The 17,540-nt window shown below is 62.8% G+C and carries 16 protein-coding genes; 5 read left to right on the plus strand and 11 right to left on the minus strand.

Annotated elements, in window-relative coordinates:
* The first annotated feature begins 56 nt into the window (after positions 1–56).
* Complete coding sequence (locus A7A77_RS08605; protein WP_066556316.1) at positions 57–521, plus strand: EF-hand domain-containing protein; 465 nt, start codon at positions 57–59, stop codon at positions 519–521.
* On the opposite strand, the gene trmFO is transcribed toward A7A77_RS08605, so the two are convergent.
* Positions 518–1,891, minus strand: coding sequence for a methylenetetrahydrofolate--tRNA-(uracil(54)-C(5))-methyltransferase (FADH(2)-oxidizing) TrmFO (gene trmFO / locus A7A77_RS08610; protein WP_066556317.1), 1,374 nt, complete (start codon positions 1,889–1,891; stop codon positions 518–520). The genes A7A77_RS08605 and trmFO overlap by 4 nt on opposite strands.
* 109 nt (positions 1,892–2,000) lie before the next feature.
* Here trmFO and A7A77_RS08615 point away from each other — a divergent pair, with 109 nt between their 5' ends.
* Positions 2,001–2,666, plus strand: coding sequence for a lysoplasmalogenase family protein (locus A7A77_RS08615; RefSeq protein ID WP_066556318.1), 666 nt, complete (start codon positions 2,001–2,003; stop codon positions 2,664–2,666).
* 12 nt (positions 2,667–2,678) lie between these two features.
* Here A7A77_RS08615 and gyrA read toward each other — a convergent pair whose 3' ends face one another.
* Complete coding sequence (gyrA, locus tag A7A77_RS08620) at positions 2,679–5,441, minus strand: DNA gyrase subunit A (RefSeq protein WP_066556319.1); 2,763 nt, start codon at positions 5,439–5,441, stop codon at positions 2,679–2,681.
* A 356-nt stretch (positions 5,442–5,797) separates the two neighbouring features.
* On the opposite strand from gyrA, the gene A7A77_RS08625 reads away from it, so the two are divergent.
* Entirely contained in the window at positions 5,798–7,033 is a 1,236-nt protein-coding gene (locus A7A77_RS08625; RefSeq protein WP_066556321.1) for a tetratricopeptide repeat protein, read from the plus strand.
* A gap of 72 nt (positions 7,034–7,105) precedes the next feature.
* On the opposite strand, the gene A7A77_RS08630 is transcribed toward A7A77_RS08625, so the two are convergent.
* The 3 genes from A7A77_RS08630 to tyrS form a co-directional block, all read right to left on the minus strand.
* Positions 7,106–7,834 (minus strand): NYN domain-containing protein, encoded by a 729-nt coding sequence (locus A7A77_RS08630; protein WP_066556553.1) that lies wholly within the window; start codon positions 7,832–7,834, stop codon positions 7,106–7,108.
* Between the two features lie 54 nt (positions 7,835–7,888).
* Positions 7,889–8,233 carry a pilus assembly protein PilZ gene (locus A7A77_RS08635; RefSeq protein ID WP_066556326.1) on the minus strand — a complete coding sequence of 115 codons (345 nt, stop codon included), beginning with the start codon at positions 8,231–8,233 and terminating at the stop codon, positions 7,889–7,891.
* A 106-nt stretch (positions 8,234–8,339) separates the two neighbouring features.
* Complete coding sequence (tyrS, locus tag A7A77_RS08640; protein WP_066556327.1) at positions 8,340–9,569, minus strand: tyrosine--tRNA ligase; 1,230 nt, start codon at positions 9,567–9,569, stop codon at positions 8,340–8,342.
* 114 nt (positions 9,570–9,683) lie between these two features.
* Here tyrS and A7A77_RS08645 point away from each other — a divergent pair, with 114 nt between their 5' ends.
* Entirely contained in the window at positions 9,684–10,214 is a 531-nt protein-coding gene (locus tag A7A77_RS08645; RefSeq protein WP_066556556.1) for a DOMON-like domain-containing protein, read from the plus strand.
* The gene (locus A7A77_RS08650) at positions 10,211–11,407 is read left to right on the plus strand and encodes an exo-beta-N-acetylmuramidase NamZ family protein (RefSeq protein WP_066556328.1); all 1,197 of its coding nucleotides are present in this window, start codon (positions 10,211–10,213) and stop codon (positions 11,405–11,407) included. The genes A7A77_RS08645 and A7A77_RS08650 overlap by 4 nt, the downstream gene beginning before the upstream one ends.
* On the opposite strand, the gene ygiD is transcribed toward A7A77_RS08650, so the two are convergent.
* The 6 genes from ygiD to parE form a co-directional block, all read right to left on the minus strand.
* Entirely contained in the window at positions 11,404–12,195 is a 792-nt protein-coding gene (gene ygiD, locus A7A77_RS08655) for a 4,5-DOPA-extradiol-dioxygenase (RefSeq protein WP_066556330.1), read from the minus strand. The two genes, A7A77_RS08650 and ygiD, sit on opposite strands and share 4 nt — an antisense overlap.
* Before the next feature lie 70 nt (positions 12,196–12,265).
* Positions 12,266–12,916: an immunity protein Imm33 domain-containing protein gene (locus A7A77_RS08660; RefSeq protein ID WP_066556331.1), complete on the minus strand. Its 651-nt coding sequence runs from the start codon at positions 12,914–12,916 to the stop codon at positions 12,266–12,268.
* Positions 12,913–14,094: a vWA domain-containing protein gene (locus A7A77_RS08665; protein ID WP_066556333.1), complete on the minus strand. Its 1,182-nt coding sequence runs from the start codon at positions 14,092–14,094 to the stop codon at positions 12,913–12,915. Before A7A77_RS08665 ends, A7A77_RS08660 begins: the two co-directional genes overlap by 4 nt.
* Positions 14,095–14,097: 3 nt before the next feature.
* The gene (locus A7A77_RS08670; RefSeq protein WP_066556335.1) at positions 14,098–14,526 is read right to left on the minus strand and encodes a GFA family protein; all 429 of its coding nucleotides are present in this window, start codon (positions 14,524–14,526) and stop codon (positions 14,098–14,100) included.
* A complete protein-coding gene (locus tag A7A77_RS08675) occupies positions 14,523–15,374 on the minus strand; it encodes an AAA family ATPase (RefSeq protein WP_066556337.1) in 852 nt (283 codons plus the stop codon). The genes A7A77_RS08670 and A7A77_RS08675 overlap by 4 nt, the downstream gene beginning before the upstream one ends.
* A gap of 96 nt (positions 15,375–15,470) precedes the next feature.
* Positions 15,471–17,480: a DNA topoisomerase IV subunit B gene (parE, locus tag A7A77_RS08680; protein WP_066556338.1), complete on the minus strand. Its 2,010-nt coding sequence runs from the start codon at positions 17,478–17,480 to the stop codon at positions 15,471–15,473.
* Positions 17,481–17,540: the final 60 nt, after the last annotated feature.

The following is a 17,540-nucleotide window of genomic DNA, read 5'->3' on the forward strand; positions in this document are numbered from 1 at the left end:
CGGCACTTTCAACGCCACATCAATCAGTTAACCTGCACTTCAACAGGAGGTAGGGCATGAACCGTATGCTGGTGGGCGCGTTCGGCGCCCTTATTCTGGTGGCGATCGGGCTGTTCTGGTGGCAGGGCCGTGCGATAGAAGCGGAGGGTTTGCCCCCGCCAGAGGCTATCGCTTCGCCTGAAAGGAAAGAGCCTGAACCGCTCCCCACGGTCGAAGTTGCCGACATGCAGGGGCCGGAATTGCCGACCGCGGTAAAGATGTCGGACGAACAGCGCCGCTTCGCGCGTTATGACATCAATCGAGACCTTATCATTACACGCAACGAAATGTTGTCCACTCGGGTGTCAGCATTCCGCAGGCTGGACAAGGACGGCAACAACCTGCTGACCTTCGAGGAATGGGCCGTCACGACAGTGACGAAGTTCGAAGGGGCGGACGCCAACGGCGATGGCAGGCTGACGCCCGATGAATTCCGCACCACCGCGCCCAAGCGCAAACCGGCGCGGCGCTGCGCCTGCTAGGCAGGTTCGGTCAGCTTCGCCTCTCCCAGCCAAGCCGACAGGTCGCGCTTCGCTCGTTCGGTATAGGCGCGCTTGCGGTCCTTTTTCTTCACGTCCTCCTCCGGCATTGGGAAAAGCCCGAAATTGACGTTCATCGGCTGATAGCTAGCCGCCTCTGCATCGCCGGTGATGTGCGACAGCAGCGCGCCCAACGCAGTCGTTCGCGGCGGCGACTGCCATGCCTTTCCGGTCAGTTCCGCCGCAGCCATCATGCCGGCCATCATGCCGACGGCAGAGCTTTCGACATATCCCTCGCAGCCGGTGATCTGCCCAGCGAACCGGACATGCGGGGCCGACTTCAGCCGCAACTGTCGGTCCAGAAGGACTGGCGAATTCAGGAAGGTGTTTCGATGCAGGCCGCCAAGCCGGGCGAACTGCGCGTTTTCCAGGCCGGGAATCGTGCGGAACAGCTCGACTTGCGCCGCGTGCTTCAGCTTGGTCTGGAAACCGACCATGTTCCATAGCGTGCCAAGCTTGTTGTCCTGACGCAGCTGCACCACGGCATAGGGCCAGCGTCCTTGCGGGAATTCCGGCGTTACGTCGCGCGGATTGTCCAGCCCCACCGGCTTCATCGGGCCGAAGCGCAAGGTATCCTCGCCGCGCGCGGCCATCACTTCGATCGGCATGCAGCCTTCGAAGTAGGGGGTGTCGGCCTCCCACTGCTTGAATTCGGTCTTTTCGCCGTCGAGCAGGCCCTGCCGGAAAGCGACGTACTGGTCCCGCGTCATGGGGCAGTTGATATAATCGCCATCCTCGTTCGATGCCTCGGTCCGCTTGTCCCAGCGCGACTGGATCCAGCAGATGTCCATGTCGATGCTGTCGCGATAGACGATGGGCGCGATGGCATCGAAAAAGGCGAGGCTGTCCGCACCCGTCGCCGCGCCGATGCTTTCGGCCAGTGTCGCGGTGGTCAGCGGGCCGGTCGCCACGATGGTCATGCCCGATGCGGGCAGGGTGTCGATCCTTTCGCGTACGACCTCGACATTCGGGAGTTCGCCCAGCGCGCGTTCGACATGGGCGGAAAATACGTCGCGGTCGACGGCGAGGGCCGAGCCTGCGGGTACTCGCGCCTCATGCGCGGCGCGCATCACCAGCGAATTGCAGGCGCGCATCTCGTGATGGAGCAGGCCGACGGCATTGGATGTATCGTCGTCCGAACGAAAGGAATTGGAGCAGACGAGTTCGGCCAGCCCGTCACCCTGATGTGCCGCCGTCGTATCGCCGCCGCCGCGCATTTCGGAGAGGCGCACGCGCAAGCCGCGGCTTGCCAGTTGCCATGCGGCTTCGCTTCCGGCCAGCCCGCCGCCGATGATGTGAACGTCGTGTGTCATCCCAGCCGGTTAGCGATTGCCTAGTGCCCAATGCAAATGCAAAGAGGCCGAAAGGTCGCAGAAAACAGGGGCAGCAAGAAATGGCGCGGTTCGGCAAAGGGCTGGCAGGATGGTAAAGCGCGCACTGGTGGAGCGTCGTCCGTGGCTGTTCGCCAGCCTGATCGCGGCGCTGGCATGGTGGGCCTTCGGCGATAGCGATGTCGTGCCCGGCCTTTTCAAGATCGCGTGGAAAGCCATCCCGCTCGCGCTTCTGGCCGTCTATGCCTATCAGCGCCACCTTGGCCCTGACGGCACGATCCTCAGCGGTGTCATGGCGATTGCTGCCATGGCCGACGCGATGAGCGAACTTCGCTATGCAGCGGCGGGTACGCTGATGGCGTTCTCGCTCCTGCTTGCGATCTGGCTCTATTCCCGCAACCGGCGGGAGACGACTTCGATTTCGCAGAAGCTGCTTGCCGCCGCATTGGTCGTGATCCTGCCGTTGCTGGCTTGGATATTGCTGGCTGGCGAAGACGGCAGGTTGCTGGTGACCGGCTTTTCCCTGATGCTGGGGATCATGGCGGCCATGGCATGGACCAGCCGGTTTTCCCGCTATCGCGTCGGGGCAGGGGCGATCCTGTTCGTGCTGTCGGAGCTGGTACTTTTCGCGATCAGCGGGCCGGTGTTGCGCGATAGTCCGCTAGGCGAACTGCTCGTCTGGCCGCTCTACTACTCCGGCCAGCTGATGATCGCGACCGGAGTAGTCAGCAGGTTGCGGCGCGACGCCGCCGCCTGAGGCGCAGGCGGGTTACTGTTCTTCTGGCGGAGTGTCGTCGCGGTCGATCGTCGTGTCCGGCGTCGTCGGTTCCGCGTCGCGGCCGATGATCTCCTCGACGATGGCTTCCTCGGCCTCGTTTTCGGGCGCTTCCTCTTCGTCGATGCGCGCTGCGCCGACGACATGTTCGCCCTTGGCAACGTCGAACAGGCGCACGCCTGCCGAGCCGCGTCCGATCACGCGAAGTGAAGACAGCGGCATGCGGATCAACTTCGCCTGATCGGTAACGAGCATCAACTGCTCGCCCTTGTGCGCGGGGAAGCTGGCGACGACGGGGCCGTTCCGCCCGATATTGTCGATGTTGGTGATGCCCTGACCGCCACGACCGGTGCGGCGATATTCGTAGGCTGAACTCATCTTGCCATAGCCGTTGGCGCAGACGGTAAGGATGAACTCCTCCGCCTCTTCCATGCGGGCCATCGTTTCGGCGTCGAGCGTGGGTTCGCTCTCGTTTTCCTTCCACGGGGCGGCGCGCAGGTATTCGTCGCGCTGCTCAAGCTCCGCGCCGTTGAGGACGGAGATCGAGATAACCCGGTCGTCACCCTTCAGCGTCATGCCGCGCACGCCGGTGGAAGTGCGCGACTGGAATTCGCGCACGTCTTCGGCGGCAAAGCGGATGGCCTTGCCCTGCCTGCTGGCCAGCAGCACGTCGTCCTGCGGTGTCAGCAGACGAACGCCGACGAGGTAGTCGTCGCTGTCGTCGTCGAAGCGCATTGCGATCTTGCCGTTTGACGGAATGTTCGTGAACGATGCCATCGAGTTGCGACGCACCGTGCCGTTGCCGGTGGCGAACATGACGTGCAGGTTGCCCCACTCGTTCTCGTCCTCCGGCAGGGGCAGCACGGTCTGGATCGTTTCCCCTTCGCCCAGCGGCAGCAGGTTCACCATCGGGCGCCCGCGCGTGGTGGGGCTGCCTTCGGGCAGCTTCCAGACCTTCATGCGATAGACCTTGCCCGCGGTTGAGAAAAACAGGACCGGGTTGTGGGTGCTGGTTACGAACAGGTTGGTGATCGCATCCGCCTCTTTCGTCGCCATGCCGGCGCGGCCTTTGCCGCCACGTGCCTGCGCGCGGAAGGTGGAGAGCGGAGTGCGCTTGATATAGCCGTCCATCGTGACCGTAACGACCATCTCGTCGCGTTCGATCAGGTCCTCGTCCTCGATGCCGTCCCACGCGGGGGCGATTTCGGAAACGCGTGGCGTCGCATAGGCGTCGCGAACTTCGCGCAGCTCGTCCTGCATCACGCCATAGAGCTTCACCCGGTCGCCCAGGATCGCGAGGTATTCCGCGATGTCGGTGGCCAGCTTCTGCAGTTCCTCGCCGATTTCCTCGCGCCCCATGGCGGTCAGGCGATGCAGGCGCAGGTCGAGGATTGCGCGGACCTGTGTCTCGCTCAGCCTGTAGGTCGGCTGCTTGTCGAGATCGTCGTCATCCTCGATCGCTTCGACAAGGCGAATGTAGGGCGCGATCTCGCCCATCGGCCATTCGCGCTGCAGCAGGCTTTCGCGTGCGATCGCGGGGCTTCCCGAACCGCGGATGATCTTCACCACCTCGTCAAGGTTGGTGACCGCGATGACAAGGCCGAGCAAGATGTGCGCGCGTTCGCGGGCCTTGTTCAGCTCGTACTTCGTGCGGCGGGTGATGACGTCTTCGCGGAAGTGGATGAAGCTTTGCAGGATATCCCGCAGGTTCAGCACTTCGGGGCGGCCGCCGCGGATCGCCAGCATGTTGGCCGGGAAGCTCGACTGCGCGGGTGTATAGCGCCAGATCTGGTTGAGCACGACTTCGGGCGAGGCATCGCGCTTCAGGTCGACGACGACTCGCATGCCTTCGCGGCTGGATTCGTCGCGGATGTCGGCAATCCCCTCGATCCGCTTTTCCTTCGCGGCTTCGGCGATTTTCTCGACGAGGTTGGACTTGCCGACCTGGAACGGGATCGATGTCAGCACGATCGAGCGGCGATCGTTGCGGCCCGTCTCGATCTCGTGGCGGCTGCGCATCAGGATGGAGCCGCGCCCCTCGCGATAGGCGTTACGCGCGCCTGATTGGCCGAGGATCAGCGGCGCAGTCGGGAAATCGGGGCCTGGAATGATCTCGAACAGTTCATCCACGGTGATGGCCGGATTTTCGATCATGGCAAGACAGCCGTCGATCACTTCGCCCAGGTTGTGCGGCGGGATGTTGGTCGCCATGCCGACCGCGATGCCGCCCGCGCCGTTGACCAGCAGGTTCGGGAAACGCGCGGGAAGCACGGTCGGTTCGGAACGCGAACCGTCGTAGTTGTCTGCAAAATCGACAGTATCCTTATCGAGATCGTCGAGCAGCGAGTTCGCGACCTTGGCAAGGCGCGCCTCGGTATAACGCATCGATGCCGGCGGATCGGGGTCCATCGAACCGAAGTTGCCCTGGCCATCGATCAGCGGCAGTCGCATCGACCAGTTCTGGGTCATGCGGGCCAGCGCGTCATAAATCGCGCTGTCGCCGTGCGGGTGGTAGTTACCCATCACGTCACCGACGATCTTCGCGCTCTTGCGATAAGGGCGTCCGGCGACGAAGCCGCCTTCCTGGCTGGCAAAGAGAATGCGGCGGTGAACGGGCTTCAGACCATCGCGGACATCGGGCAGGGCACGGCTGACGATGACGCTCATCGCGTAGTCGAGATAGCTCGACTTCATCTCATCGACGATGTCGATCGGCTCGATGTCGGGGCCGCCGGGGGTGGGGGCGGTATCAGTCATGTCGTTCACGTGTCAGGCGGCTCTTGCTGCTCTATAAAATTACTGTGCGAAGGGGTTAGGCGAGGGGGGGTGAAAAGGCCAGCGAGGACACCCTTTGGCACCCGAAAAACCGTGCTTTGTCCACAATTGGCGGCACGCTTCGGGCCGACGCCGATATGGGGCTGCGCAACGAGCCATTCAATGCGCGTTCAGTCACGCTTCTCTACCTCGAAAGGCAAGTGATGCGGGCGTGTTTGGTCGGTTGCCTTCGCGGTAGAAACTCGGCAAGAGCGTGCGCGGATCGGGAATTTAGAGCATTTGATGGCAAGGATGCACCGTAAAGTGCGCCTTGCAGGATGGCTGTAAGGAGTTTTTAAATGAAGCGTTCGTTCTCGCGTACTGCCATGGCAGTTGCGCTTTCGCTGGGCACCGTTGGCGTGATGGGCATGGCTGCAAGCCCGGCTCTGGCTGCCAAGAAGAAGAGCGGCGGCGGCGAATATTCCAAGGAATTCATCGCGGTTTATCAGCCGCTTTCCGAAAAGGCGGAAGCCGATCCGGCGACTGCTGCTGCCGAAATTGGCACGTTGTCGGCGACGATCGCTTCGGCCGATGAAAAGCTTGCCGGCGGCCAGCTGATCTACAACCTTGGCGCCAAGACGAGCAACACGGCCCTGCAGTATCAGGGCATCAAGCTGATGGCCGACAGCGGCAAGATCGCTCCCGAACAGGCAGGCAAGGTTTTCCTTGCGGCTGGCCAGCTGGGCTACAATGCACAGGATTATGCGGCCGCACGCGGATATCTTGAGCAGGCCGCAACGCTGATGCCGGCGGACCCGGCGGTTCCTGCCACGCTTGCCGAAGTCTACGTGCAGCAGAAGGACTATCCGCAGGCGCTCGCCACGATTGAAAAGGCGATCGCCCTGCGCAAGGCGGCTGGCGAAGCGCCTGCTGACACCGATGCTTTTCGTGGTCTGGCCATCGCGGCCAATAACGGCCTCAACGATCAGGCCGCCCTGTGGGCCGTCCGTGTGATCGAAAGCAATCCGCGCGATGAATACCGGACGGAAGCCTACAAGGTCCTGTCCGCGCTTTCGAGGTATACAAAGGAAGAAGAGCTCGACCTTCTGCGCCTGATGTACCGCGCCGATGCGCTGAGCGATCGTCGCCAGTACATGGCGTATCTTGCCGCTGCCGACGCGCGTCGCCGTCCTGCCGAAGTCAAGACGCTGGTCGAAGCCGGTATCGCAGCAGGCCTGCTGACATCGACGGACAGCCTTGCCGGTGACGAGCTGAAGCTTGCGTCGGGCCGGTATGACTCGGTCCTCAGGGAACTAAACGCCGATGCCAAAGGCTCGCTCGACGGTGCGGCGGCACTGGCTGTAGGTGACACCTACCTCGGTTACGGCAAGGGTGCGGATGCAGAGGCGATGTACCGCAAGGCAATTGCCGCCGGCGTTGCCGACAAGGATCGTGCGTTGACCGGTCTTGGCATCGCGCTGGCCGATCAGGGCAAGTTCGATGAAGCTAAGACCACTTTTGGACAAGTCAGCGGCGCATCGCGTTCGCAGCTTGCACGCCTGTGGATCGCTTACGTCAACGACAAGGCCGGTTGATCGACCGGTCCTGACGCCAAATGAGAAGGGCGGCCCCGCAGGGTCGCCCTTTTTCGTTGGAAGGGTGGAAAGTTAGCGCAGGCGCCGCACGAACGGCTGGTTGTTGCGCATCACGACCTCGAACTGGTCAAGCTTCTCGAACAGTTCGCTCAGCCGTTCGAAACCGTAGTTGCGCACGTCGAAGCTGGACCGGTTGCCCGCGATCTGCCCGACCTCGCCAAGCCTTGCGTAACCGTCCGCATCGCGCCTCGCGGCCTTCCACGCCTTGCCCAGCAAATCGATCAGGTCCTTGTCGATCGGGGCAGGGGCGCCTTCTTCCTTTTCGGCCGGGGTCGCATCCGGCTCGTCCGCCTTGCTCTGCTTGATCAGCGCGTCGATGTCGATGAAGCGGGTGCAGGCCGCCTTGAACGCTTCGGGCGTCTTGGCGCTGCCGAAGCCATAGACGGTAAGCCCGTCCTGCCGCAGGCGGGTAACCAGCGGCGTGAAATCGCTGTCGCTGCTCATGATGCCGAAGCCGTCGACCTTGCCCTGATAAAGCAGGTCGATCGCATCGATCGTCATCGCCATGTCGGTGGCATTCTTGCCCTTCGTCAGGTCGAACTGCTGCTGCGGGCGAATTCCGTAGCGGTTGGAAATCTTGCTCCAGTTGGCAAGGCTGCGCTTGGCCCAGTTGCCATAGGCGCGGCGGATGTTCACCTGCCCCAGTTCGGCAAGGACGGTGAGTACCGGATCGATCCCCTGCGGCGTGGTGTTATCCGCGTCGATCAGCAGCGCGATGTTCTTGAGTAATTGTTCCGACATGCCGGCCATGTGCGGTGCGGCCGCGCAAATTACAAGAACGCGCGGGCCGTTCGGTTACTTGCGCAGGCGGGGGCGCGGCTTGGCGCGGGGCTGCATCTGGTCGACCATTGCGACAAAGGCGTCGGGGCGGATGATGCGTTCGAACTGGAATCCGGCGCGGCCTTCGGCAACCCAGATGACATGCGCCTCGATCCGGCCGATTTCGGGAAGGCGCAGCATGACGCGTTCGCCGCGACCGATCGGCAATTCGCCATCGACCATGAAGCCGTTCGACGAAACGTTGGTGACCAACATGTGGATGTCGCCGATGCGGCGGTGTTCGGCCAGAACCGGATAATCGACAGGGTGACGGGCGGCCTGGCGCAGGTCCGTCACCGAAAGTTGCGCACCACCGATCACTGCGTTTGTCCTCCTGTCCGAATGAACCGGAAGGTAACTGCCAATGGCGAACAAAAGGTAAATGCGCGTCGCGGGAGCGGTCCGTTCAGACGCGCCCCCGCGTTAATCACGCGCGCAGGATGCCGTGTTTTTTCTTGCCCAGGCTAAGCTTCGCGTTGGACCCTGTGGCCAGCGTGATCTGCATGGCCGGATCTGTGACTGCCGCTTCGTCCAGCTTTACCGCGCCTTCGGCAACCTTGCGCTTCGCCTCGCCATTGGATTTCGTGAAACCCAGCGCGGTCAGCGCCGATACGACCGACATCCCTTCGGCGGGAATGTCGAGCGTGGGCAGGTCTGCACCAAGGCCGCCACCGGCAAAGGTTTCGCGCGCAGTCGCTTCGGCGGTACGGGCAGCCTCTTCGCCGCGGACAAGTGCGGTCACTTCGTTGGCGAGTCGCACCTTCGCATCGTTGATCGCAGCGCCTTCCAGCGCTTCGAGTTCGGCGATCTCTTCAAGCGGTATGTCGGTGAACAGGCGCATGAAGCGGCCCACGTCGGCATCGTCGCAATTGCGCCAGTACTGCCAGAAATCGTAGTTCGGCAGCATGTCCTCGTTCAGCCAGACGGCGCCTGCGGCGGTCTTGCCCATCTTGGCACCGCTGGCAGTGGCCAGCAGCGGGGTGGTTACGCCGAACAGTTCGGTCCCGTCCATGCGGCGGCCAAGTTCGATCCCGTTGACGATGTTGCCCCACTGGTCCGATCCGCCCATCTGCAGGCGCACGCCCATGTCCTTCGACAAGTGGCGGAAGTCGTACCCTTGCAGGATCATGTAGTTGAATTCGAGGAAGGTCATCGGCTGTTCGCGTTCCAGCCGCAGCTTGACGGAATCGAAAGTCAGCATGCGGTTGACCGTGAAGTGGGTGCCCACTTCCTGCAGCAACTGGATATAGCCGAGCTGGCCCAGCCAGTCGTGGTTGTTGACCATGACGGCATCGGTCGGTCCGTCACCGAAAGTCAGCAGCCGGTCGAAGATCCGGCGAATCGAGGCAATGTTCTCCTCGATCGTCTCGTCGCTCAGCATCTTGCGGCTTTCGTCGCGCCCCGTGGGATCGCCGATGCGCGTGGTTCCGCCGCCCATCAGGACGACCGGTTTGTGCCCGGCCTGCTGCAGGCGGTGCAGCAGCATGATCTGCACCAGCGAACCGACGTGCAGCGACGGCGCCGTTGCATCGAAACCGACATATCCCGGCACGACACTGCCGGCGGCAAGGGTATCGAGCGCTGCCGCATCGGTCATCTGGTGGATGTAGCCGCGTTCGTCGAGCAGGCGGAGGAGTGAGGACTTGTACTGTGTCATGACGCGCGGCGGTTAGCATGCGGCGGGCGCGAGGCAAAGGGCCGCGAGCGGCTTCCTTTCGCGCATTGCAATTTGGCGATTGCGCACGGCATCGCGGCGGCTATTGATGGGGACATGCAGCCACTGGTTCCGCATCCGGCGCACCCGCCGCTGGCCATCCGCTCCGTAGAGGCGGAGATCATCTTTCCCAACCAAGGCCTTGCCATGGCCCGCTTCCGAATCGACGGGATCGAGGAACTCGTGATCCCCGAGTTCGCCGGTCGCGGACGGCAGGACGAGCTGTGGCAGACCACCTGCTTCGAACTGTTCGCACTGCGCGACGACGGGTCCTATCGCGAATTCAATTTCTCGACTTCGGGCCGCTGGGCCGTTTACGATTTCGACGGGCCGCGCACCGGCATGGCAGACCATGATCCGATGCAGATGCCCGCCGTTTCCGCTAAGGCAGGTGACAGGATGCTGGCGATCAATGTCAGCCTGATGCCGCGCGACCTTGCCGGCTTCACACGGGCGGGTCTGACTGCGGTGATCGAGGAGACTGGCGGGCACAAGTCGTTCTGGGCACTGGAACATTCGCGCGACGTTCCCGATTTTCACGATCCCGCTTGCTTCACCGTTCCGCTTGCCGCACCAGCACGCCCATGAAATTCGGTATCGATCGCCTGCTCGCCGATGCGAGCCTGCGCGCCCCGCTTGAAGGCCGGCGCGTCGCACTCGTCGCCCATCCGGCCTCCGTTACAGAGGACCTGACCCATTCGCTCGACGCGCTGATCGCTGCAGGGGTGAATGTGACCAGCGCTTTCGGCCCGCAGCACGGGCTGAAGGGCGACAAGCAGGACAACATGGTCGAAACGCTGGACGAGACCGATCCCGTCCACGGCATTCCGGTCTTCAGCCTCTATGGCGAAGTGCGTCGCCCGACGGCGACGATGATGGACACGGCGGACGTATTCCTGTTCGATCTGCAGGATCTGGGCTGTCGCATCTACACTTTCGTGACCACGCTGCTCTACCTGCTGGAAGAGGCTGCAAAGCTGGACAAGGAAGTCTGGGTGCTGGACCGGGCCAATCCGGCGGGTCGCCCGGTTGAGGGTACGTTGCTGCTGCCGGGGCAGGAAAGTTTCGTGGGTGCCGGACCGATGGTGATGCGCCACGGCCTGACACTGGGCGAGATGGGGCACTGGTTCATCAAGCACTTCGATCTCGACGTTGCCTATCGTGTGGTCGAAATGGAAGGGTGGCAGCCCGAAGGCGGCGGCTTCGGCTGGCCGGAAAGCCGCATCTGGATCAATCCCAGCCCCAATGCGGCAAACCTCAACATGGCGCGCGCCTATGCGGGCACGGTGATGATAGAGGGCGCTACGCTGAGCGAGGGCAGGGGCACGACCCGCCCGCTCGAAGTGTTGTTCGGCGCGCCCGATGTGGACGCGAAGGCCGTACTGGCCGAAATGCGCGCTTTCGCCCCCGAATGGCTGTCCGGTTGCGCGATCCGCGAATGCTGGTTCGAGCCGACGTTTCACAAGCACGCGGGGCAGCTTTGCAACGGCCTGATGATCCATGCCGAAGGGGCGTTCTACGACCACCACGCCTTCCGCCCGTGGCGGCTGCAGGCACTGGCGTTCAAGGCGATCCGGCGGCTCTATCCCGACTATCCGGTCTGGCGCGACTTTCCTTACGAGTACGAGTTCGACCGGCTTGCCATCGACGTCATCAACGGCGGACCAGCATTGCGCGAATGGGTCGACGATGCCGGTAGCGCGCCCGGCGATCTGGAAGCGATTGCCGGCGCGGACGAAGCGCAATGGCGTGAGGAGATCGCGCCATTGCTGCTGTACTAAAGCCCTTCGACCAGCGAAGCGTCGCCCCAGATTACCGATGTCATCGACAGCGCGCCGTCGAGCGTGTCGTTGAACAGCGCGACCTCGTCATCGGGTTGTCGCGCGCCAAGCGGGTAAAGCAGCGGCACGTAATGCTCGCCGCTGTTGATCGCCGCATGGGCGGCGCGGTCATCGGCTGCGAAAGCCAGCAGTCCGGCGTCTTCGCGTTCCAGCAAGGCCGAGTTCGTGCGACCGCGGAAATCGACCGCCCATTCGGGCTGCGTGCCCTTGCTCTGCCGCCAGAGAGAGATGTTGTGGATCAGGTTTCCGCTGGCAAGGATCAGGACGTTCTCATCGCGCAAGGCGGCCAGCCGTTCGCCGATCCGGCGATGCTCTTCGCCATTCAGCGCCATGTCCACGCTCATCGCGACGACCGGAATTTCCGCGGCGGGAAACATTGGCAATAGCGTACCCCAGACGCCATGATCGAAGCCGTGACCGTCGTCCAGCACTGCGCCGTTGCCGATCAGTTCCGCCGCACGCTGCGCCAGTTTGGGCGAGCCGGGGGCGGGGTAGCGCATGTCGAACAATTCCTGCGGAAACCCCCGGAAATCGTGAATGGTATGCGGCGCGGTTCCACTCGTCAGGCGGGTTTCGCCGTGCGTGGTCCAATGGGCCGTGATGGCAAGGATAGCGTCCGGACGCGGCAGACGGCGGCCCAGTTCCTCCATCGCGCGGCGTTCCGGGTTTTCGGTGATCATCGTCATGGGCGAACCATGGCCGACGAAAAGGGCAGGTTGTCTGGTCATGCGCTACAGATAGTCACGATGGCGGCAGCGCCCAAGAAGGCACATCGCTGTGCCTGTTCGGGTTCGATGCCTATTTCAGTTCGATATAGGCGTTGTCTTCGGGCCACCACCGGAAATGGCTGTCGACCGGGCTGTCGAGCAGTCCGATCCAGCGGTCATCCGCATTCAGCACCTTGCCAATGGCGATGTAGTGGGGGCTGCATTCGTTTCTCTCGTCGTCTTCAACTGCCTCCTCCGTCCCGCGGATGCGCCAGCCGCTGTCCGGATATTTATCGCCGTCGCGGGTCATGTCCGGTTCTTCGCGATAGATGTAGTCGGCATGGCTGCGCCCTTCGAGCACGCAGTCGTCCACGAAGCAGCGGTCCCAGTATTCGCGGCGTTCCGGCACCTCTGGGCGGGGATTGTCCTTGTGGAACGCGGTGGAGATCGCGTGGGTGAGGGGGATGCGAACCCGGTCACCCAGCTTGATGCGGTCCATGCCCGAAGGCTCGTTGTCCAGCGTGCCGATTACGTCGCCGTCTTCGATCCTCTCGATCAGGACCCACATCCGTTCGGCGGAATATTTCGGTTCGCCCACGGTCTGGCGGAAGATCGCTTTGATCCCGTCCAGCGGTTTCAGCGCTGCCAGTTCCACTTCGAACGGCATGAAGAACGTATAAGGCGCATCGGCCACGATCGGACGGGGATCTTCCAGTTCGATGCCTTCGGGAAGCTCGATCATCCCTGCTTGCGGCTCAGTTCGCGCATGGCATCGTCCAGCCCCTCCAGCGTCAGGGGATACATGCGATCATTTAGCAACTGGCGGATCATCTTGTTGGACTGGTTGTAGTCCCAGATCCGGCGCGGTTCGGGATTCAGCCAGACGCAGGCAGGGTAGGTATGCGTCACACGGCTTAGCCAGACGTGTCCCGCTTCCTCGTTCATGTGCTCAACACTGCCGCCGGGGTGGCTGATTTCATATGGGCTCATCGCCGCATCGCCGACGAAGACGATCTTGTAGTCGTGCCCGTACTTGTGAAGCACGTCCCAGGTCTTCGTCCGCTCTGCCCAGCGGCGGCGGTTGTCCTTCCACACGCCTTCGTAAAGGCAGTTGTGGAAGTAGAAGAATTCGAGGTTCTTGAACTCGGCATGGGCCGCGCTGAACAGTTCTTCGCACAGCTTGATATGCGGGTCCATCGATCCGCCGACGTCCAGAAACAGCAGCAGTTTGACCGCGTTGTGCCGTTCGGGCCGCATATGGATGTCGAGGAATCCCTGCCGCGCGGTGCCACGGATCGTGGCGTCGAGGTCAAGCTCGTCCGCCGCCCCTTCACGCGCAAACCGGCGCAAGCGGCGCAGGGCCATCTTGATGTTGCGGGTGCCCAGTTCTTTCGTGTTGTCGAGGTTCGCAAACTCGCGCTTTTCCCAGACCTTGATCGCCCGCTTGTGCCGGCTTTCCCCGCCGATCCGCACGCCTTCGTGATTGTAGCCGCCGTTGCCGAAGGGGCTGGTGCCGCCCGTGCCGATCCACTTGTTGCCGCCCTGATGGCGACCCTGCTGCTCCTCAAGCCGCTTTTTCAGCGTCTCCATGATCTCGTCCCAGTCGCCCAGCGACTTGATCTTCTCCATCTCCTCGGCGCTGAGAAACTTCTCGGCAATGGCCTTCAGCCAGTCCTCTGGAATGTCGACGGCTTCCTGCCCGTCGTCGGTAAGCACGCCCTTGAAGACTTTCTGGAACACTTGGTCGAACCGGTCGAGCAGTCCCTCGTCCTTCACGAATGTCGCGCGGGAGAGGTAGTAGAATGCCTCCGGCGTCTGCTCGATCACATCGCGATCGAGCGCTTCAAGCAGCGTCAGATGCTCCTTGAGACTGGCGGGAATGCCCGCCGCGCGCAGTTCGTCGAGGAAGGAGAGGAGCATGGTTCAGGCCGGCTCTGGCGGAGGAGGGGGTTGCTGGGGCCAGCATTCGAGCGTCGGATCGATCTGGGCCCAGTCTGGCGCATCTTCCGTCCAGATCACCGCTTGCGGACGCAGGCCGTGGTCTCCATCGAAGATGCCTAAACGCATCGTTTTCAGATGCATTCGCGCCGAACTTTGCCCAAAAACCTGTGTTCCGCACGAAGGGCAAAAATGGAACGTTAGCATATTGCCGCTTGCTGCCGTCCAGATGGACGAGCCGAGCGTGCCGGTTATCGTCACGTCCCCGTTGTGGAAAATAGCATTGTGCGTCGGCCCGCCACCCGCGATTTTCTGGCACTGTCGGCACCAGCACTGGCGCGTGCCGATCGGTTCGGAATGCGCCGAGACCGTGACCGCGCCGCAGGCGCAGGTGCCGCGGTACGGCGCGCTCATCGTCCCTGCCTGCGCGCCATGAAGGCAAGACGTTCGAACATCATCACGTCCTGCTCGTTCTTCAGCAGCGCACCGTGGAGCGGAGGGATTGCCTTGCTCGGGTCGCGATCCTGCAGCACGTCGAGCGGCATGTCCTCGACCAAGAGCAGTTTCAGCCAGTCGAGCAGTTCGCTCGTCGACGGCTTCTTCTTCAGGCCCGGCACGTCGCGAAGTTCGTAGAAGATCTCCATCGCCTTGGTGACGAGGTTCTTCTGGATGCCGGGGAAGTGGACGTCGATGATCTCGCGCATCGTGTCGGCGTCGGGAAACTTGATGTAGTGGAAGAAACAGCGGCGCAGGAAGGCGTCGGGCAGTTCCTTCTCGTTGTTCGAAGTGATGACGACGATGGGGCGTTCGCGCGCCTCGATCCGCTCGCCGGTTTCGTAGACGTCGAAGCTCATCCGGTCGAGTTCCTGCAGCAGGTCGTTGGGAAACTCGATGTCGGCCTTGTCGATCTCGTCGATCAGCAGGACGGGCAATTCGGGGGAGGTGAACGCCTCCCACAGCTTGCCCTTGCGGATGTAGTTCGAAATGTCGTGAACCCGTTCATCGCCAAGCTGCCCGTCGCGCAGGCGGGCGACCGCGTCGTATTCGTAAAGGCCCTGCTGTGCCTTGGTCGTGGATTTCACGTTCCATTCGATCAGCGGGGCGCCCGTTGCCTTGGCGATTTCGTGGGCAAGCACGGTCTTGCCGGTGCCGGGCTCACCCTTCACGAGAAGGGGGCGGCGCAGGGTCACGGCGGCGTTGACCGCCACCTTCAGGTCATCGGTTGCGACGTAGTTTTCGGTGCCGGTGAATTTCTGGTCCATTCCCAATCGCTGTCCTTGGCCTTGATCCGTTACGTTTGACCGCACGCTAGATTGTGCAGTGCAACGTTACAAGGCGCAGGGACGGGGTGACGCAGATCAGGCGTCGATCAGGTCGCGGTCGATTTCGCTGGCGCGGTTCTGGATGAAGTTGAACCGGTGTTCCGGGTTGCGGCCCATCAATTCGTCGACAAGCCGGCTGACGCTGGCGCGCTGTTCGAATTCGGTCGGCAGCGTAATCCGGATGAGGCTGCGGCTTTCGACGCTCATCGTCGTTTCGCGCAGCTGCTGCGGGTTCATTTCGCCAAGGCCCTTGAAGCGAGCGACTTCAACCTTCTTACCCTTGAAAACGGACGCTTCCAGTTCGGCGCGGTGCGCGTCGTCGCGGGCGTAACGGCTCTCCTTACCGGCAGTCAGGCGGTAGAGCGGCGGCTGGGCGAGGAACAGGTGACCGCGCCTCACGATTTCCGGCATTTCGCGGAAGAAGAACGTCATCAGCAGCGTCGCGATATGGGCGCCGTCGACATCCGCGTCGGTCATGATGATGATGCGGTCGTAACGCAGGTTTTCGGGGTCGCAGTCCTTGCGGATGCCGCAACCGAGCGCCAGCGTCAGGTCCGCGATTTCCTGGTTGGCGCGGATCTTGTCGGCGCTGGCCGATGCGACGTTCAGGATCTTGCCGCGGATCGGCAGGATCGCCTGCGTCTTGCGGTCGCGTGCCTGCTTGGCACTGCCGCCCGCGCTGTCGCCTTCCACGATGAAGAGTTCGGTTTCGCCGCTGCCTTCGCCCGAACAGTCGGTCAACTTGCCCGGCAGGCGTAGTTTCTTCGCGTTGGTGGCGGTCTTGCGCTTGACCTCACGCTCCTGCTTGCGGCGCAGGCGCTCGTCCATCCGCTCCATCACCGCGCCCAGCAGCGCGCGCCCGCGTTCCATGTTGTCGGCAAGGAAATGGTCGAAATGATCGCGGATCGCGTTTTCGACGAGGCGCGCCGCCTCCGGACTGGTCAGGCGGTCTTTCGTTTGACTCTGGAACTGGGGGTCGCGGATGAAGAGCGAGAGCATGACCTCGCTTCCGGTCACCACGTCGTCTGGCGTGATGTCCTTGCTCTTCTTCTCCTTCACCAGTTCGCCAAAGGCGCGCAGGCCCTTCGTCAGCGCGGCGCGCAGCCCCTGTTCATGGGTGCCGCCATCGGGCGTGGGGATGGTGTTGCAGTACCAGCTGTATGAACCGTCGGACCACAGTGGCCACGCAATGGCCCATTCGACGCGGCCTAGGGTAAGGCCCTGCTCGTTTGCGGGGAACTCCTGCGATCCGGCGAAGAAATCGGTCGTCACGCATTCGCGGGTGCCGACCTGCTCCCTCAGGTGATCGGCAAGGCCGCCGGGGAACTGGAACACCGCTTCGGCGGGAACGTCATCGCTCACCAGCGAAGGCGCGCACTTCCAGCGGATTTCGACGCCTGCGAACAGGTATGCTTTCGAACGGGCCAGCCGGAACAGGCGCGCGGGCTTGAACTTCTGCGCGCCGAAGATTTCCGGATCGGGCGTGAAAGTGACGGTCGTGCCGCGCCGGTTGGGTGCTGCGCCGATCTTTTCCAGCTTCGATGTCGGCAAACCTTGCGAGAAAGTCTGCGCGTAAAGCTCCTTGTTCCGCGCGACTTCGACCCGCGTCTCTACCGACAGCGCGTTGACGACGGAAACGCCGACACCGTGCAAGCCGCCGCTGGTGGCATAGGCCTTGCCGGAAAACTTGCCGCCCGAATGCAGCGTCGTCAGGATGACTTCGAGTGCCGACTTGCCCGGATACTTGGGGTGCTCGTCGATCGGCATGCCGCGGCCGTTGTCGCTGATCGTGATGGTGCCCGCCGTGCCGTCCGGCCCTGCATCAAGGAAAACCTCGATCCGGTTGGCGTGGCCGGCCACGGCCTCGTCCATCGAGTTGTCCAGCACTTCGGCGGCGAGGTGGTGCAGCGCACGCTCGTCCGTGCCGCCGATGTACATGCCCGGCCGCCTGCGAACAGGCTCCAGCCCCTCCAGCACCTCGATCGAGGAGCTGTCGTAGGCCTCTGCCGAACCGGCGGGCGCATTCTCGAACAGGTCATCAGACATAAAGGGAACGCTACCGCCCGGCGCGCCGCAGAGGCAAGCGCGCCGGACAAGTTATCGCCA

Origin of the sequence: Croceicoccus bisphenolivorans (assembly GCF_001634625.1) — a bacterium.
In the GTDB taxonomy this organism is placed as follows: Bacteria; Pseudomonadota; Alphaproteobacteria; order Sphingomonadales; family Sphingomonadaceae; genus Croceicoccus; species Croceicoccus bisphenolivorans.

Coding starts and splice junctions, on each gene's coding strand:
- ygiD (WP_066556330.1), bottom strand. CDS start 12,195: ATGACCAGACAACCTGCCCTTTTCGTCGGCCATGGTTCGCCCATGACG.
- tyrS (WP_066556327.1), bottom strand. CDS start 9,569: ATGACACAGTACAAGTCCTCACTCCTCCGCCTGCTCGACGAACGCGGC.
- A7A77_RS08630 (WP_066556553.1), bottom strand. CDS start 7,834: ATGTCGGAACAATTACTCAAGAACATCGCGCTGCTGATCGACGCGGAT.
- A7A77_RS08625 (WP_066556321.1), top strand. CDS start 5,798: ATGAAGCGTTCGTTCTCGCGTACTGCCATGGCAGTTGCGCTTTCGCTG.
- A7A77_RS08645 (WP_066556556.1), top strand. CDS start 9,684: ATGCAGCCACTGGTTCCGCATCCGGCGCACCCGCCGCTGGCCATCCGC.
- A7A77_RS08665 (WP_066556333.1), bottom strand. CDS start 14,094: ATGCTCCTCTCCTTCCTCGACGAACTGCGCGCGGCGGGCATTCCCGCC.
- trmFO (WP_066556317.1), bottom strand. CDS start 1,891: ATGACACACGACGTTCACATCATCGGCGGCGGGCTGGCCGGAAGCGAA.
- A7A77_RS08650 (WP_066556328.1), top strand. CDS start 10,211: ATGAAATTCGGTATCGATCGCCTGCTCGCCGATGCGAGCCTGCGCGCC.
- A7A77_RS08615 (WP_066556318.1), top strand. CDS start 2,001: ATGGTAAAGCGCGCACTGGTGGAGCGTCGTCCGTGGCTGTTCGCCAGC.
- gyrA (WP_066556319.1), bottom strand. CDS start 5,441: ATGACTGATACCGCCCCCACCCCCGGCGGCCCCGACATCGAGCCGATC.
- A7A77_RS08670 (WP_066556335.1), bottom strand. CDS start 14,526: ATGAGCGCGCCGTACCGCGGCACCTGCGCCTGCGGCGCGGTCACGGTC.
- parE (WP_066556338.1), bottom strand. CDS start 17,480: ATGTCTGATGACCTGTTCGAGAATGCGCCCGCCGGTTCGGCAGAGGCC.
- A7A77_RS08660 (WP_066556331.1), bottom strand. CDS start 12,916: ATGATCGAGCTTCCCGAAGGCATCGAACTGGAAGATCCCCGTCCGATC.
- A7A77_RS08675 (WP_066556337.1), bottom strand. CDS start 15,374: ATGGACCAGAAATTCACCGGCACCGAAAACTACGTCGCAACCGATGAC.
- A7A77_RS08605 (WP_066556316.1), top strand. CDS start 57: ATGAACCGTATGCTGGTGGGCGCGTTCGGCGCCCTTATTCTGGTGGCG.